Raw genomic sequence first — 14,981 nt, 5'->3', positions numbered from 1 at the left:
GGCATGGTGCGTGCGCTGAATAAAATAACGAAGGCTGGTATGCCAGAAAGCGTGCGTATTGCCTGAAAACCCGGTCAGCTACAGAGTCACTCGTCCTGAAGCTGATTTATTCAACAAAGCCTCGGACAGAATAAGTTGTTCCGCTGGCAGGCGGAACCAGAGGCGAACCGGGCCAGGAGACCAGTTGCTGGAAGGCTCGGGCGAATTTCCCTATATCATGACAGGCAAAAAGACAGGCAATCCAGTTTGCCGCGTCATCACCGGTGAGGCCAAGCTCAGCCAGGACATCAGCAAAACCATATTTGTTTTCTTTGACCATGATATAGCCGCATGCCGCGACATCCAGCGAATGCCAGACTAACAGATGATAAGGATCACTTTCGGCATCGGAATTTTTACTACTTTTTCCCCAGTAGTGGTAAAAATCATCGTTATCGGGAGCCATAGTTTCCCTATATGTTATTGGAAATTAATTTATTAATCAGAGCGGCCTGAACGAAAGCAATCTAAGACGGAGTTAACTCTCAACACCACCTTATTCAGGCTTCAGAAAACTCTAAACTTACCTGAAGAGATAAGATTATCATTTAACTAATAATAGGTAGATGAGGGCTCAATTTATACACGCACTTAAGTCGTATATACTTGATCAATATCAACTGAACAGGCCGCGACCCGCCTCACCGGAATGGGCAGACAAAACACTAACCACTGATTTTAAATATGTTTTTTAATCGGGAAAGAGGACAAGATAGTTTTCAACCAAGGCCCCTGAGGATCCAGCATCTGAACGTTACATACCTACAGCATAAGTTTATTTTTTATCCAGCATCAGAATTATCCAGCTCGCCCTTACATAAAAAGCAAAAAATCCTGCTTACCAGCCGATATATACTGCTAAAACTGAAAATAATAATGCATGCAAATATTTTATATTACTGTTAAATAAGCTATCGCCGCTTTTTGTAGATAATCTTGCGCTGAGCGTGTTACAGATTAACAGGTGACGATCCTTCCTGAATAAACTATCCCTATGAAAAAGCATTAACTTTTACCATCTGTGAGCAGAAATGGCTTTCATTAAAATGATATTGGTTTTTCCCGACTCTTATGCACTCGCGGCTTCCTGATTAAACTCAGCGCAACGCCTGGGGTATTCCAGTTCAGTGTAGCCGAACCTGGCGCAGTGGTCGGCTGTGATTAATAACGCGCACAAATTCAGCGTTGAGGTTCCAATCTTTCAGACGCAGAGCTACAATAAAACCAGTTAAAAGGTTTTCTTAAAGCACTCTTAAGAGGTTTCATATGCCTAACTATCTGCACGCCAACACTACAGCCAGCATTTCTGAACTAAAGAAAAACCCAATGGCTACCGTCCTTGCTGGTCAGGGGGAGCCTGTTGTTATCCTGAACCGCAACGAACCGGCATTCTACTGTGTGCCGCCGGCGATGTATGAGGTCATGATGGACATGCTGGAAGATATCGAGCTGGCGAAGATCGTACGCGCACGCGAAGGCGAAGCCAGTATTCCGGTAGATCTGGACGACTACGCATGACATACAGGGTTGAGTTCAAAGAAACTGCGTTGAAGGAGTGGAAGAAGCTGGACCCGACCATCCGCGGCATGTTCGTCAAGAAGCTAAAGAAGTTGCAGGAAAATCCCAGGGTGGAGAAGAACAAGCTCCGCGAAATGAGTGACTGCTACAAAATCAAGCTGAGAGCTGCTGGATACCGGCTGGTTTATAAAGTCCTCGACGGTGTGTTAGTGATTGAAGTAATAGCCGTAGGGATCCGAGAGCGAAGTAGTGTTTACGGCGCGGCAAAGAAAAGACTCGAATAATGAAAAGCTCACAAGTGTTTTTTTCTGTTTAGACTGCATGCAGTCCCAATGGACAACTCAGAAGCAGTGGCGTTTAAATATTTCAATTGCATTATAGTTTTCCCCGTGGGCGTGGGGATGAACCGGCGTTACTAATGTGCACGGATTTTAAAACTACTTGTTCCCCATAGACGCAGGGAAGAACTGAATCTCATGGATGTCAGAAAAGGTATATGAGATTGTTCGCTGCTTAACTTATCATCTTCAACTGTGGGAGTATGGGGACTATTCCAGATACTACCCTTATCAGAAGGAGCTACGCCATCTGATTCGCCTAAAGCACGATAACGTTCAGCTCTCTGATTTAGTGTCTAAAAGCCCCTTGTCAGTATCGGTAGCTTTTTACTCACCTTTTAGAATACTTTTCAGACGATCTATCATCATATTTTTAGCGGCGTCATCTTCAAACCGGCTGGTCTGAAGTTTTACCTTTTCCACACCTGGACGGCCTATCGAAGATAGTTTTCCAAACTGGCTCTCCAGCCTTTTCAGTATTACATCCAATGCCACTGTATTTACTTTTTGCATTGGTTTCATCCTACCGAGAACTGAATACTCCATAGACCGGCTCTACACCCGTGCGTGGAAAACTCAACTCACAATAGACATGGGGCATTGTTTTTCCCGCTACAGATCCTTTTTGTCGATAAGCCGTTCGAACAGGTAGCAGGTTTTGTGAACCAGACGGTTGAATCACTCGAAATAGCAGGTTAGAAATAGTTGTGTAACTATACAGGGAGTAATATATGGCTGTACCAGAATCAAAAGATGAGTTAATTAAAGCCATTAACAGTAACTTTTGTTTATTAAATAGAAAGTTAGAATCTATTGCGCCGCAACTCGCCTTTGAACCTCTATTAGAAGGGCACACTAAAGGGACTACGATCAGCGTGGCGAATTTGGTTTCCTATCTGATTGGCTGGGGAGAGCTTGTACTCCACTGGCATAACCAAGAGGCAAAGGGCAACACTATCATTTTTCCTGAGGATGGCTATAAATGGAATGAATTGGGGCGTTTAGCACAGAAATTCTATCGCGACTATGAGGATATCACGGAGTATGAGGTCTTATTGACACGGCTAAAGGAAAACAAGCAGCAGATCGTAGCATTGATTGAGCAATTCAGTAACGACGAGCTTTACGGCCACCCCTGGTATAATAAATGGACCCGAGGGCGTATGATTCAATTTAATACCGCTTCACCTTATAAAAATGCTTCAGGGCGATTAAACAAGCTGAAAAAAATACTGTAATAGGTTGAGGGCTGGCTTATTTGGTCTGAGATTTAATTTTTTCTTTTACGGATTTTAAATCAAATAAAAACACCTCATTTTCCTTCGAGTTTTTTATATTGTCAATTTCGTGTCAGAGCACCACTGGTAGAGGACCGAACTGCAGATAAAAGAATATTTCATGCCTGTTGGCTCCGGTAAGGTTATCCCCGCACTTGCAGGAATATCCGGAATGCTGTCTCACGGTATTCTCTCTTGCAGTTTATCCCCGCTAGCGCGGGGAACACATGTAAAGAGGCTGATACGATGGAAGTTTCAACGGTTTATCCCCGCTCGCGCGGGGAACACGCAGGCGATTGAAGCGCTGCTACAGGGTATCTGCGGTTTATCCCCGCTCGCGCGGGGAACACAGTGACGTGAAGCATCTTGCGCGGAAGGTACTCGGTTTATCCCCGCTCGCGCGGGGAACACTGCTGCTTACAAAAAGTACAGCGATTTTCAGACGGTTTATCCCCGCTCGCGCGGGGAACACTCATCCAGCAACCATCTGTCACCCTGCCCCTTCGGTTTATCCCCGCTCGCGCGGGGAACACGTGGCAGCACGATACCGGCGCGCGGCTGCGCCACGGTTTATCCCCGCTCGCGCGGGGAACACCGTCGCGTCCGCAATTACCGCTTTCATAAACGCGGTTTATCCCCGCTCGCGCGGGGAACACGCGTTCGGCCGCACCGACCTCAGGCAAGTTGTCGGTTTATCCCTGCTCGCGCGGGGAAAACGAGCTCATCCGGCGTCATCCAGGCAGAAAGGCCGGTTTATCCCCGCTTGCGCGGGGAACACACAACGGGCGTTTATTGATTCGACGGACACCGCGGTTTATCCCCGCTTGCGCGGGGAACACAAAGCCAGCATCACAAAGCCATGAGCATGTGCCGGTTTATCCCCGCTTGCGCGGGGAACACGGGCGACTTCGCTGAGAACGACGCCTACGTGCAGGTTTATCCCCGCTTGCGCGGTGAACACGCACGCGTACCGAGAGCAGCAGGGTTCCTACCAGGTTTATCCCCGCTTGCGCGGGGAACACTGTAGTAGTAGCCGATTGATACTGACGCGGAACGGTTTATCCCCGCTTGCGCGGGGAACACCCCGACTGGTGCAGGAACTAACATCATGACCCCGGTTTATCCCCGCTTGCGCGGGGAACACTGGCGGTTTCTGGAGATATACGTTAGGCACGTCGGTTTATCCCCGCTTGCGCGGGGAACACAGCAGCACCGCCGGATACATTGCCGCCACGCCCGGTTTATCCCCGCTTGCGCGGGGAACACATTTCCGCCCCGGTCTGGGGGTTGATTGCGCTCGGTTTATCCCCGCTCGCGCGGGGAACACTATTTGACTTTGTGGCTGGCCGTCTCGGCGCCCGGTTTATCCTCGCTCGCGCGGGGAACACATTATCTGAAAATGCGCAGCCTGTTTAATTCGCGGTTTATCCCCGCTCGCGCGGGGAACACGCGCGCGCAATAGCGCCGATCCTCTGGAAATTCGGTTTATCCCCGCTCGCGCGGGGAACACATGCGAATCTCAACAGATGTCGGTTACTCGCCCGGTTTATCCCCGCTCGCGCGGGGAACACCGCCTCGTTCTCAATTTTTTGACTGAGAATTTCGGTTTATCCCCGCTCGCGCGGGGAACACTCAAACTCGAAACTATCAAATATCTCAAAAAACGGTTTATCCCCGCTCGCGCGGGGAACACACATTACGACCACACGGCTAAAGCACGCGACCCGGTTTATCCCCGCTCGCGCGGGGAACACTTAAGTGAGTGCAACAGCGCATCACGCATGCGCGGTTTATCCCCGCTCGCGCGGGGAACACGGCCTGGTATTTGGTCCTGAATGCCGAGCGGGCGGTTTATTCCCGCTCGCGCGGGGAACACTGGCTGCAAGAAGCTCGTAAACATCATCCGGGCGGTTTATCCCCGCTCGCGCGGGGAACACAATAACGAGCCCGTCCTCGTCGTCCTCGGGGACGGTTTATCCCCGCTCGCGCGGGGAACACGTAATGATGATGAGATCCGTTCCACCGGCCCCCGGTTTATCCCCGCTCGCGCGGGGAACACTTTCTGATCGGCCGTGAAGTCTGCCTGGCTGACGGTTTATCCCCGCTCGCGCGGGGAACACTTAACTATGGATTCCCGCAAATGGTTCAATTTGCGGTTTATCCCCGCTCGCGCGGGGAACACAATTCAATTAATATCCCGCCTACAGGTTATGTCGGTTTATCCCCGCTCGCGCGGGGAACACCATGACGACTCACCTCAGATTTTTGCGCCAGGCGGTTTATCCCCGCTCGCGCGGGGAACACCCTTCCGCGTTCTGTTTTGTTTCCCTGAGCCCCGGTTTATCCCCGCTCGCGCGGGGAACACTTAAAAAAGAATGACGCCATAAAGGAACCGTTCGGTTTATCCCCGCTCGCGCGGGGAACACGTAGTAGTTGCCCAGTATATCGCGAGTGTCAACGGTTTATCCCCGCTCGCGCGGGGAACACCCAAACTATCGATCCGCCACTCCAGAAAACCACGGTTTATCCCCGCTCGCGCGGGGAACACTCTAAAACCATGCCACTGATTTATAATACCTTTTCCAGCACTATTAATTCTACCAGCCTGACAGCCCAAACTTTACCCAAGCGAACCAGTAATCACAAGGCGAAAAAAAAGCCCCCATTTCGGGAGCTTTTTATCTCAGCAAAAGAAACTTACTTCTTCTTCGCTTTCGGGTTCGGCAGGTCGGTAATGCTGCCTTCAAAGATCTCAGCCGCCAGGCCAACCGACTCGTGCAGCGTCGGGTGCGCATGAATGGTCAGAGCCATATCTTCCGCATCGCAGCCCATCTCGATCGCCAGACCGATTTCACCCAGCAGCTCGCCGCCGTTGGTGCCGACAACTGCGCCGCCGATAACACGATGCGTCTCTTTATCGAAAATCAGCTTGGTCATACCGTCAGCGCAGTCAGAGGCGATAGCACGGCCAGAAGCCGCCCACGGGAAGGTCGCCGTCTCGTAGCTGATGCCCTTCTCTTTCGCTTCTTTCTCAGTCAGGCCAACCCACGCCACTTCCGGCTCGGTATAGGCAATTGACGGGATCACTTTCGGATCGAAGTAGTGCTTCATGCCGGCGATAACTTCTGCCGCCACGTGGCCTTCATGCACGCCTTTATGCGCCAGCATCGGCTGGCCGACGATATCGCCGATAGCGTAGATGTGCGGCACGTTGGTACGCATCTGCTTGTCGACGCGGATAAAGCCGCGGTCGTCCACTTCCACGCCCGCTTTGCCAGCGTCCAGACCTTTACCGTTCGGCACGCGGCCGATCGCCACCAGCACCGCGTCGTAACGCTGCGGTTCAGCTGGAGCTTTCTTGCCTTCCATCGTTACGTAGATACCGTCTTCTTTCGCTTCAACCGCGGTGACTTTGGTCTCCAGCATCAGGTTGAACTGCTTAGCGATGCGCTTGGTGAATACTTTCACCACATCTTTATCGGCTGCCGGGATAACCTGGTCAAACATCTCAACCACGTCAATCTGCGAACCCAGCGCATGGTAAACGGTACCCATTTCCAGACCGATGATACCGCCGCCCATTACCAGCATACGCTCTGGCACTTCTTTCAGCTCCAGCGCATCGGTAGAGTCCCATACGCGCGGGTCGTCGTGCGGGATAAACGGCAGCGTAATCGGACGAGAGCCAGCCGCGATAATAGCGTTGTCGAAGTTGATGGTGGTCGCGCCGCCTTCTCCTTCCACAACCAGAGTATTTGCACCGGTGAATTTGCCCAGGCCGTTAACCACTTTGACTTTACGACCTTTCGCCATGCCAGCAAGACCGCCGGTCAGCTGGTTGATGACTTTCTCTTTCCAGGTGCGGACTTTGTTGATGTCCGTAGAGGGCTGACCAAACACGATGCCGTGCTCTTCCAGGGCTTTCGCCTCCTCGATCACCTTAGCAACGTGCAGCAGCGCTTTTGACGGGATACAGCCTACGTTCAGACAGACACCACCGAGGGTGCTGTAACGCTCTACCAGTACGGTTTCCAGACCTAAATCAGCGCAACGGAAGGCTGCAGAGTAACCTGCAGGACCAGCCCCAAGTACCACGACCTGGGTTTTAATCTCTGTACTCATCATGACCTCTTAGTTGTGATCCGGCGGGTCAGACGTAGAGCGCTTCTCATCAGGCTGGTCGGCCACTTGCATCCGGGCAGTGCGCGACGCCTTGCGTATCTTGAGTACGCTGCGGGTTCTGCGCGCTGGGCGTCAACAACTGACTGCGCCAGGTACGCCTGACGAAACAGGCTCACGATGTCCTTTGCTCCACCGGGACATTTATCACCGCAAGAGTTTACAGAATTGTTAACAAACTGCAAACCGCGATGCCACGAATCTTTTACAACAAGGCCGGCGATTGCCGGCCTTGATTGTGCTTACATCACCAGACGGCGAATGTCAGACAACATATTGCCGATGATGGTGATGAAACGCGCACCATCAGCTCCGTCGATCACGCGGTGGTCGAAGGACAACGAGATCGGCATCATCAGGCGCGGCACAAACTCTTTGCCGTTCCAGACCGGCTCCATCGCCGATTTGGAGACGCCGAGGATAGCCACTTCCGGCGCGTTGACGATCGGTGCGAAGTGCGTCGTACCGAGGCCGCCAAGGCTGGAGATGGTGAAGCAGCCGCCCTGCATATCGCTGGCGGTCAGCTTGCCGTCGCGCGCTTTCTTCGACGTCGCCATCAGCTCGCGAGAGAGCTCGGTGATGCCTTTTTTGTTCACGTCTTTAAAGACCGGAACCACCAGGCCGTTTGGCGTATCAACCGCCACGCCGATATTGATGTACTTCTTCAGCGTCAGGCGCTGCGCATCTTCTGACAGCGAGCTGTTGAAGCGCGGCATCTGCTCCAGCGCGGCAGCGACCGCTTTCATGATGAACACCACCGGGGTGTACTTCACGTCCAGCTTGCGCTTCTCGGCTTCGGCGTTCTGCTGCTTGCGGAACGCTTCCAGATCGGTGATATCGGTTTTGTCGAAGTGGGTAACGTGTGGGATAACCACCCAGTTACGGCTCAGGTTCGCGCCAGAGATTTTCTGGATGCGGCCCAGTTCCACTTCTTCCACTTCACCAAACTTGCTGAAGTCCACTTTCGGCCACGGCAGCAGGCCAGGCAGGCTTCCGCCGCTGGCAGCAGCAGCCGGTGCCGCTTCCGCACGCTTCACCGCCTCTTTCACGTAGCTCTGAACGTCTTCTTTCAGAATACGACCTTTGCGACCGGTGCCTTTTACCTTCGCCAGGTTCACGCCAAATTCGCGCGCCAGACGACGGATAACCGGCGTCGCGTGCACGTAGGCGTCGTTCTCAGCGAAGTCGCCCTTCGCGTCCGCTTTTGGCGCAGCCGGTGCAGCAGCGGCAGGCGCGTCAGCTTTTGCCGCAGCCGAAGCCTGTGCAGCCTCCTGCTTCGGCGCTTCGGCTTTCGCCGCGCCTTCTACTTCGAACACCATGATCAGCGAGCCGGTGCTCACTTTATCGCCGGTGGAAACTTTCAGCTCTTTGACGGTACCCGCGAACGGCGCAGGCACTTCCATAGACGCTTTGTCACCTTCAACCACAATCAGCGACTGCTCGGCTTCCACTTTGTCGCCGACTTTCACCAGCACTTCAGTGACTTCCACTTCGTCGCCGCCGATATCCGGTACGTTAACCTCTTTCGCGCCCGCGGCTGCAGCCGGTGCCGAGGTTGCCGCTTCTTTCACTTCCGGCTTCGCGGCAGCGGCAGGCGCTGCGCCTTCCGCTTCGAAGACCATGATCAGCGAGCCGGTGCTGACTTTCGCGCCGGTTTCGATTTTGATCTCTTTCACCGTGCCGGCGAACGGCGCAGGCACTTCCATTGAGGCTTTATCGCCTTCAACGACGATCAGCGACTGCTCAGCTTCGATTTTGTCGCCGACCTTCACCAGGATCTCGGTGACTTCAACTTCGTCGCCGCCGATGTCTGGCACGTTAACGTCTTTGGCTGCGGTAGAGGCGGCCGCCGGCGCCGGAGCGGCTTCGGCCTTCTTCTCTTCCGCCGCAGGCGCAGCTTCTGCCGCTGCACCCTCTGCGTCAAAAATCATAATCAGCGAGCCGGTTTCGACTTTGTCGCCGGTGGCGATTTTGATCTCTTTCACCACGCCCGCCTGCGGCGAGGGAACTTCCATAGAGGCTTTGTCGCCTTCTACGGTGATCAGCGACTGCTCGGCTTCCACCTTGTCGCCAACCTTCACCAGAATTTCGGTGACTTCAACTTCATCAGACCCGATATCCGGTACCTTAATTTCAGTAGCCATTACTCTCTTACCTCTTAAGCCAGACGCGGGTTAACTTTATCGGCATCGATGTCGAACTTAGCGATCGCGTCCGCTACCACTTTCTTGTCGATTTCGCCACGTTTAGCCAGCTCGCCCAGCGCAGCCACGACCACGTAGGAGGCGTCCACTTCGAAGTGGTGACGCAGATTTTCGCGGCTGTCAGAGCGGCCGAAGCCGTCGGTGCCCAGCACGCGGTAATCGCTGGCCGGAACATAGCTGCGAACCTGTTCAGCGAACAGCTTCATGTAGTCGGTCGATGCCACCGCCGGCGCGTCGTTCATCACCTGAGCGATGTACGGCACGCGCGCTTCTTCAGTCGGATGCAGCATGTTCCAGCGCTCGCAGTCCTGGCCGTCGCGCGCCAGTTCAGTGAACGAGGTCACGCTGTAGACGTCGGAGCCGATGCCGTAATCTTTCGCCAGGATCTGCGCCGCTTCACGTACGTGACGCAGGATAGAGCCTGAGCCCAGCAGCTGCACTTTACCTTTGCTGCCTTCCACGGTTTCCAGCTTGTAGATACCCTTACGGATACCCTCTTCAGCGCCTTCCGGCATCGCTGGCATGTGGTAGTTTTCGTTCAGCGTGGTGATGTAATAGTAAATGTTTTCTTGCGCTTCACCGTACATACGCACCAGACCGTCATGCATGATGACCGCCACTTCATAGGCGTAGGCCGGATCGTAAGAGATACAGTTCGGGATAGTCAGCGACTGAATATGGCTGTGACCATCTTCGTGCTGCAGACCTTCGCCGTTCAGCGTGGTACGACCGGACGTGCCGCCCACCAGGAAGCCGCGCGCCTGCTGGTCACCCGCCAGCCACATCAGGTCGCCGATACGCTGGAAACCGAACATAGAGTAGTAGATGTAGAACGGGATCATCGGCAGGTTGTTGGTGCTGTAAGAGGTCGCCGCCGCCAGCCAGGATGAACCTGCGCCCAGCTCGTTGATCCCTTCCTGCAGAATCTGGCCTTTCTCGTCTTCTTTATAGTAAGCAACCTGCTCGCGGTCCTGCGGCGTGTACTGCTGGCCGTTCGGGCTGTAGATACCAATCTGACGGAACAGACCTTCCATACCGAAGGTACGGGCTTCGTCCGCAAGGATCGGCACCAGACGATCTTTGATCGACTTGTTCTTCAGCATCACGTTCAGGGCGCGCACGAAAGCGATAGTGGTAGAGATCTCTTTGCTCTGCTCTTCCAGCAGCGCCTTGAACTCTTCCAGCTTCGGCATTTCCAGTTTTTCAGTGAACTGCGCCTGACGGGTTGGCAGGTAGCCACCCAGCTTCTCGCGCTGGCCGTGCAGGTAGTTGTACTCTTCCGAACCTTTCTCGAAGGTGACGTACGGCAGCTCTTCGATCTTGTCGTCGGCAACCGGCACGTTGAAGCGATCGCGGATGTAGCGAACGCCATCCATGTTCATCTTCTTCACCTGGTGCGCGATGTTTTTACCTTCCGCGGTGTCGCCCATACCATAGCCTTTAATGGTATGCGCCAGAATCAGCGTCGGCTGACCTTTGGTCTCCTGCGCTTTCTTCAGTGCCGCGTAGATTTTCTTCGGATCGTGACCGCCGCGGTTCAGGGCGAAGATCTCTTCGTCTGACCAGTCTTTCACCAGCTCCGCCGTCTCCGGGTATTTACCGAAGAAGTGTTCGCGCACATAGGCGCCGTCACGGGATTTAAAGGTCTGGTAGTCGCCGTCAACGGTTTCGTTCATCAGCTGAATCAGCTTGCCGCTGGTGTCTTTCTTCAGCAGCTCGTCCCAGCGACCGCCCCAGATCACTTTGATTACGTTCCAGCCGGCGCCCGCGAAGATGCCTTCCAGTTCGTTGATGATCTTGCCGTTGCCGGTAACCGGGCCGTCCAGACGCTGCAGGTTACAGTTGATGATAAACACCAGGTTGTCCAGCTTCTCGCGGGTCGCGATGGTGATCGCGCCTTTGGATTCTGGCTCATCCATCTCGCCGTCGCCGAGGAAGGCATAAACGGTCTGGTTAGAGGTGTCTTTCAGGCCGCGGTGTTCCAGATATTTCAGGAACTTCGCCTGATAGATGGCGTTCAACGGACCCAGACCCATGGAAACGGTCGGGAACTGCCAGAAGTCCGGCATCAGTTTCGGGTGCGGATAAGAGGAAAGGCCGTTGCCGTGTACTTCCTGACGGAAGTTGTTCATCTGCTCTTCGGTCAGACGACCTTCCAGGAAGGCGCGCGAGTAGATGCCCGGCGAGATATGACCCTGGAAGTAAACCAGATCGCCGCCGTCTTTATCGCTGCGCGCGCGGAAGAAGTGGTTAAAGCACACTTCATAGATGGTCGCGGAAGACTGGAATGAGGAGAGATGGCCGCCCAGCTCCAGATCTTTTTTCGAGGCACGCAGCACCGATACGATGGCGTTCCAGCGAATTGCGGAACGGATACGACGCTCCAGAGTCGTGTTGCCCGGATACTCCGGCTCGTCTTCAACGGCGATAGAGTTGATATAGTTACTGACGGCGTTGCCGCCTGCCGCCACTTTTACGCCGCCTTTGCGGGCTGCGCTCAGCACCTGATCGATCAGATACTGCGCACGCTCAACACCTTCTTCACGGATGACCGATTCGATCGCCTGTAGCCAGTCACGAGTTTCGATCGGATCCACGTCATTCTGTAAACGTTCTGACATGGGGGGTATTCCTTATCTGTGTCTAATACGTTGAATTGTCAGGAGCCTGTCTCCATGTGTTCTGCTTGTGTGGTTCGCCAAAGCACAAGGAGACAGGCCCGTCGTTAATGTCCGCGCGTTCTTTGCCGCGCGTTATTCCTTACGTTGCTGTAAACGACGCAGGGAGCGTTCACGACGAGTCTGCTCCCGACTTCTGTCCAGCAAGATTTCCTCTATGAACGCCAGGTGACGATGCGAAGCTTCGCGCGCCTGTTCAGGCTCGCGCGCTACAATCGCCTCGAAAATACTGGCGCGGTGACCGCTTACTTTCGCCAGCATTTCCCGGCGCGAGTAGAGCAATTCAAAATTCTGTCGAACGTTTTGTTCCAGCATCGGTCCCATCGAACGCAGCAAATGCAGCAGCACCACATTATGGGCAGCTTCTGTGACAGCGATCTGATACTGCATCACCGCATTTGCCTCGGCGTCGAGATCGCCGCTCTCCTGAGCCTGCTGTATCTGCACGTGGCAGTGGCGGATACGCTCGATATCCTCTTCCGTGCCGCGCAGCGCCGCGTAGTAAGCCGCGATCCCTTCCAGCGCATGGCGCGTTTCCAGTAAATCAAACTGGGATTCCGGATGCTTAGTAAGCAGGCTGACGAGCGGATCGCTCAGGCTTTGCCAGAGATTCTGCTGGACGAAAGTACCGCCGCCCTGACGGCGCAGCAGCAAACCTTTCGCTTCCAGACGCTGTATGGCTTCGCGAAGGGATGGACGTGAGACATCAAATTGTTTGGCGAGTTCGCGCTCAGGCAGCAGCTTCTCACCAGGACGCAGCGTCCCTTCCATAATCAGCGATTCCAGCTGCTGCTCAATGGCATCTGAGAGCTTGGGTTGGCGAATCTTACTGTAAGCCATCTTCCCTTCTTATCAAGCCGTCGTCCGGAGTAAATTGGTAATACCAATTCCAAAAAGTTGGCCGTAAAGTAACAAAGTATTCACCTTGTGTCTATATGACGCCGGTCACAATCCTTGCCATACCGGCCTCCTCACGCCCTTAAGTTGCCGCCCGAAAAACAGAAATAGCGCGATGAAGCCGATGTTAAATCTCGCTACTTTTACCAAACCTTACACGGCGTTAAGGGCGATTTCCTCCCTGGCCATAAGACAACCTTATTCGTCTTTGGCCTCAATTCATGGCAGAACATGCGCAGGCGGCAGTGTGATGGCGACGATGCTTTTTCAGTCAACTCTCAGCACGAAAAGAGAAAGCAGGTGCAAAGCGCATCGCATATCACTATTCTTGTCGCCAGGGTAGCATCCGCTTACAGAGAAGGCGCCTGATACCGTAAATAAATCAGTACGTTATTGTAACCACTTCCTGACAGCCATCACGCGCTGCAACAGAAGAATTAAAACAACACGAGGTTCGTATGGAACAACAGCATGGCGACACGCTGAAGCGCGGGCTGAAAAACCGTCATATTCAGCTGATCGCGCTGGGCGGCGCGGTGGGAACCGGCCTGTTTCTGGGCAGCGCATCGGTGATCCAGGCTGCCGGTCCGGGCGTTATTCTGGGCTACGCCATTGCCGGCTTTATCGCCTTTTTGATTATGCGTCAGCTGGGAGAGATGGTGGTCGAGGAGCCGGTCGCCGGCAGCTTTAGCCACTTCGCCTACAAATACTGGGGTAACTTCGCCGGCTTCGCCTCTGGCTGGAACTACTGGGTGCTCTACGTACTGGTGGCCATGGCCGAGCTTACCGCCGTTGGCAAATATGTTCAGTTCTGGTGGCCAGATATTCCCACCTGGATTACTGCCGCCGTATTCTTTGTGCTGATCAACGCCATTAACCTCACCAACGTGAAAGTCTATGGCGAGATGGAGTTCTGGTTCTCTATCGTTAAAGTGATCGCGGTGATCGGCATGATCCTGTTCGGCGGCTGGCTGCTCTTCAGCGGCACCGGCGGCCCGCAGGCCAGCGTCAGCAACCTCTGGGCGCAGGGCGGCTTCCTGCCGCACGGTTTGAGCGGGCTGGTGATGATGATGGCGATCATTATGTTCTCCTTCGGCGGTCTGGAGCTGGTCGGCATTACCGCCGCGGAAGCCGATAATCCAGAGCAGAGCATCCCCAAAGCCACCAATCAGGTTATCTATCGCATTCTGATTTTCTATATCGGCTCGCTCGCGGTGCTGCTGTCGCTGATGCCATGGACGCGCGTTACCGCAGATACCAGCCCCTTTGTGCTGATCTTCCATGAGCTTGGCGACGCGCTGGTGGCGAACGCGCTGAACGTGGTAATCCTGACCGCCGCGCTGTCGGTCTATAACAGCTGCGTCTACTGCAACAGCCGCATGCTGTTCGGCCTGGCGCAACAGGGCAACGCACCGAAAGCGCTGCTGCAGGTGGATCGTCGCGGCGTACCGGTGGCCACCATTCTGGTCTCTGCCGTAGCGACCGCCCTCTGCGTGCTGATTAACTACCTGATGCCAGGCGAAGCCTTCGGCCTGCTGATGTCGCTGGTGGTCTCTGCGCTGGTGATTAACTGGGCGATGATTAGCCTTGCGCACCTGAAGTTCCGTCGTAAGAAAGATCAGCAGGGCGTGACGACGCGCTTCAAGGCCCTGCTCTATCCGTTCGGAAACTGGCTCTGCCTGGCCTTTCTTGCAGGTATTCTGGTTATTATGCTGATGACGCCGGGTATGGCGATATCGGTCTGGCTGATCCCGGTCTGGCTGGTGATCCTGGCTATCGGCTACGCCATCAAAAACAAGGTGCAGCGCGCCTGATGTTTAGCCCGCCGACGTCGCTCGGCGGGCTGTTTTC

At 54.2% G+C, this 14,981-nt stretch carries 10 protein-coding genes and 1 CRISPR repeat array; of the genes, 4 read left to right on the top strand and 6 right to left on the bottom strand.

Features of this window, described 5'->3' with window-relative positions:
- Positions 1 to 106: 106 nt before the first annotated feature.
- Complete coding sequence (locus MHZ97_RS08980) at positions 107 to 445, bottom strand: HD domain-containing protein (protein ID WP_239314370.1); 339 nt, start codon at positions 443 to 445, stop codon at positions 107 to 109.
- Between the two features lie 860 nt (positions 446 to 1,305).
- Between MHZ97_RS08980 and MHZ97_RS08975 the strand changes: the two genes are divergently transcribed.
- The gene (locus MHZ97_RS08975; RefSeq protein WP_239314369.1) at positions 1,306 to 1,557 is read left to right on the top strand and encodes a type II toxin-antitoxin system Phd/YefM family antitoxin; all 252 of its coding nucleotides are present in this window, start codon (positions 1,306 to 1,308) and stop codon (positions 1,555 to 1,557) included.
- A complete protein-coding gene (locus tag MHZ97_RS08970) occupies positions 1,554 to 1,841 on the top strand; it encodes a type II toxin-antitoxin system RelE/ParE family toxin (RefSeq protein ID WP_239314368.1) in 288 nt (95 codons plus the stop codon). The genes MHZ97_RS08975 and MHZ97_RS08970 overlap by 4 nt, the downstream gene beginning before the upstream one ends.
- A 381-nt stretch (positions 1,842 to 2,222) precedes the next feature.
- Here MHZ97_RS08970 and MHZ97_RS08965 read toward each other — a convergent pair whose 3' ends face one another.
- On the bottom strand, positions 2,223 to 2,408 hold the full coding sequence (locus tag MHZ97_RS08965) for a hypothetical protein (RefSeq protein ID WP_239314367.1): 186 nt from the start codon (positions 2,406 to 2,408) through the stop codon (positions 2,223 to 2,225).
- A gap of 218 nt (positions 2,409 to 2,626) precedes the next feature.
- Here MHZ97_RS08965 and clbS point away from each other — a divergent pair, with 218 nt between their 5' ends.
- Positions 2,627 to 3,133, top strand: coding sequence for a colibactin self-protection protein ClbS (gene clbS, locus MHZ97_RS08960; RefSeq protein WP_239314366.1), 507 nt, complete (start codon positions 2,627 to 2,629; stop codon positions 3,131 to 3,133).
- 237 nt (positions 3,134 to 3,370) lie between these two features.
- A CRISPR array of direct repeats spans positions 3,371 to 5,720; the repeat unit is 29 nt; unit sequence CGGTTTATCCCCGCTCGCGCGGGGAACAC.
- A 149-nt stretch (positions 5,721 to 5,869) separates the two neighbouring features.
- Here the strand turns inward: clbS and lpdA are convergent.
- The 4 genes from lpdA to pdhR all read right to left on the bottom strand — a co-directional run bounded on the left by lpdA (position 5,870) and on the right by pdhR (position 13,073).
- Positions 5,870 to 7,294 (bottom strand): dihydrolipoyl dehydrogenase, encoded by a 1,425-nt coding sequence (lpdA, locus tag MHZ97_RS08955; protein ID WP_033749657.1) that lies wholly within the window; start codon positions 7,292 to 7,294, stop codon positions 5,870 to 5,872.
- Between the two features lie 299 nt (positions 7,295 to 7,593).
- Positions 7,594 to 9,495, bottom strand: a complete 1,902-nt coding sequence (gene aceF, locus MHZ97_RS08950) for a pyruvate dehydrogenase complex dihydrolipoyllysine-residue acetyltransferase (RefSeq protein WP_239314365.1) — start codon at positions 9,493 to 9,495, stop codon at positions 7,594 to 7,596.
- Between the two features lie 14 nt (positions 9,496 to 9,509).
- On the bottom strand, positions 9,510 to 12,176 hold the full coding sequence (aceE, locus tag MHZ97_RS08945; protein WP_103793958.1) for a pyruvate dehydrogenase (acetyl-transferring), homodimeric type: 2,667 nt from the start codon (positions 12,174 to 12,176) through the stop codon (positions 9,510 to 9,512).
- 132 nt (positions 12,177 to 12,308) lie between these two features.
- Positions 12,309 to 13,073, bottom strand: a complete 765-nt coding sequence (gene pdhR / locus MHZ97_RS08940; RefSeq protein WP_033793510.1) for a pyruvate dehydrogenase complex transcriptional repressor PdhR — start codon at positions 13,071 to 13,073, stop codon at positions 12,309 to 12,311.
- Positions 13,074 to 13,588: 515 nt separating this feature from the next.
- On the opposite strand from pdhR, the gene aroP reads away from it, so the two are divergent.
- Positions 13,589 to 14,944, top strand: coding sequence for an aromatic amino acid transporter AroP (gene aroP, locus MHZ97_RS08935; RefSeq protein ID WP_239314364.1), 1,356 nt, complete (start codon positions 13,589 to 13,591; stop codon positions 14,942 to 14,944).
- Positions 14,945 to 14,981: the final 37 nt, after the last annotated feature.

The sequence above is a fragment of the Pantoea sp. ACRSC genome (assembly GCF_022346785.1).
Classification (GTDB): Bacteria; Pseudomonadota; Gammaproteobacteria; order Enterobacterales; family Enterobacteriaceae; genus Pantoea; species Pantoea alvi.
Note: the sequence above shows the minus strand (reverse complement) of the source record. Positions and strands in the feature narration are given on the sequence as shown.

Excerpts from the sequence above, each read along its gene's own strand:
- clbS (WP_239314366.1), top strand. The coding sequence starts at position 2,627 with ATGGCTGTACCAGAATCAAAAGATGAGTTAATTAAAGCCATTAACAGT.
- lpdA (WP_033749657.1), bottom strand. The coding sequence starts at position 7,294 with ATGAGTACAGAGATTAAAACCCAGGTCGTGGTACTTGGGGCTGGTCCT.
- aceE (WP_103793958.1), bottom strand. The coding sequence starts at position 12,176 with ATGTCAGAACGTTTACAGAATGACGTGGATCCGATCGAAACTCGTGAC.
- MHZ97_RS08975 (WP_239314369.1), top strand. The coding sequence starts at position 1,306 with ATGCCTAACTATCTGCACGCCAACACTACAGCCAGCATTTCTGAACTA.
- aceF (WP_239314365.1), bottom strand. The coding sequence starts at position 9,495 with ATGGCTACTGAAATTAAGGTACCGGATATCGGGTCTGATGAAGTTGAA.
- pdhR (WP_033793510.1), bottom strand. The coding sequence starts at position 13,073 with ATGGCTTACAGTAAGATTCGCCAACCCAAGCTCTCAGATGCCATTGAG.
- MHZ97_RS08970 (WP_239314368.1), top strand. The coding sequence starts at position 1,554 with ATGACATACAGGGTTGAGTTCAAAGAAACTGCGTTGAAGGAGTGGAAG.
- MHZ97_RS08980 (WP_239314370.1), bottom strand. The coding sequence starts at position 445 with ATGGCTCCCGATAACGATGATTTTTACCACTACTGGGGAAAAAGTAGT.
- MHZ97_RS08965 (WP_239314367.1), bottom strand. The coding sequence starts at position 2,408 with ATGCAAAAAGTAAATACAGTGGCATTGGATGTAATACTGAAAAGGCTG.
- aroP (WP_239314364.1), top strand. The coding sequence starts at position 13,589 with ATGGAACAACAGCATGGCGACACGCTGAAGCGCGGGCTGAAAAACCGT.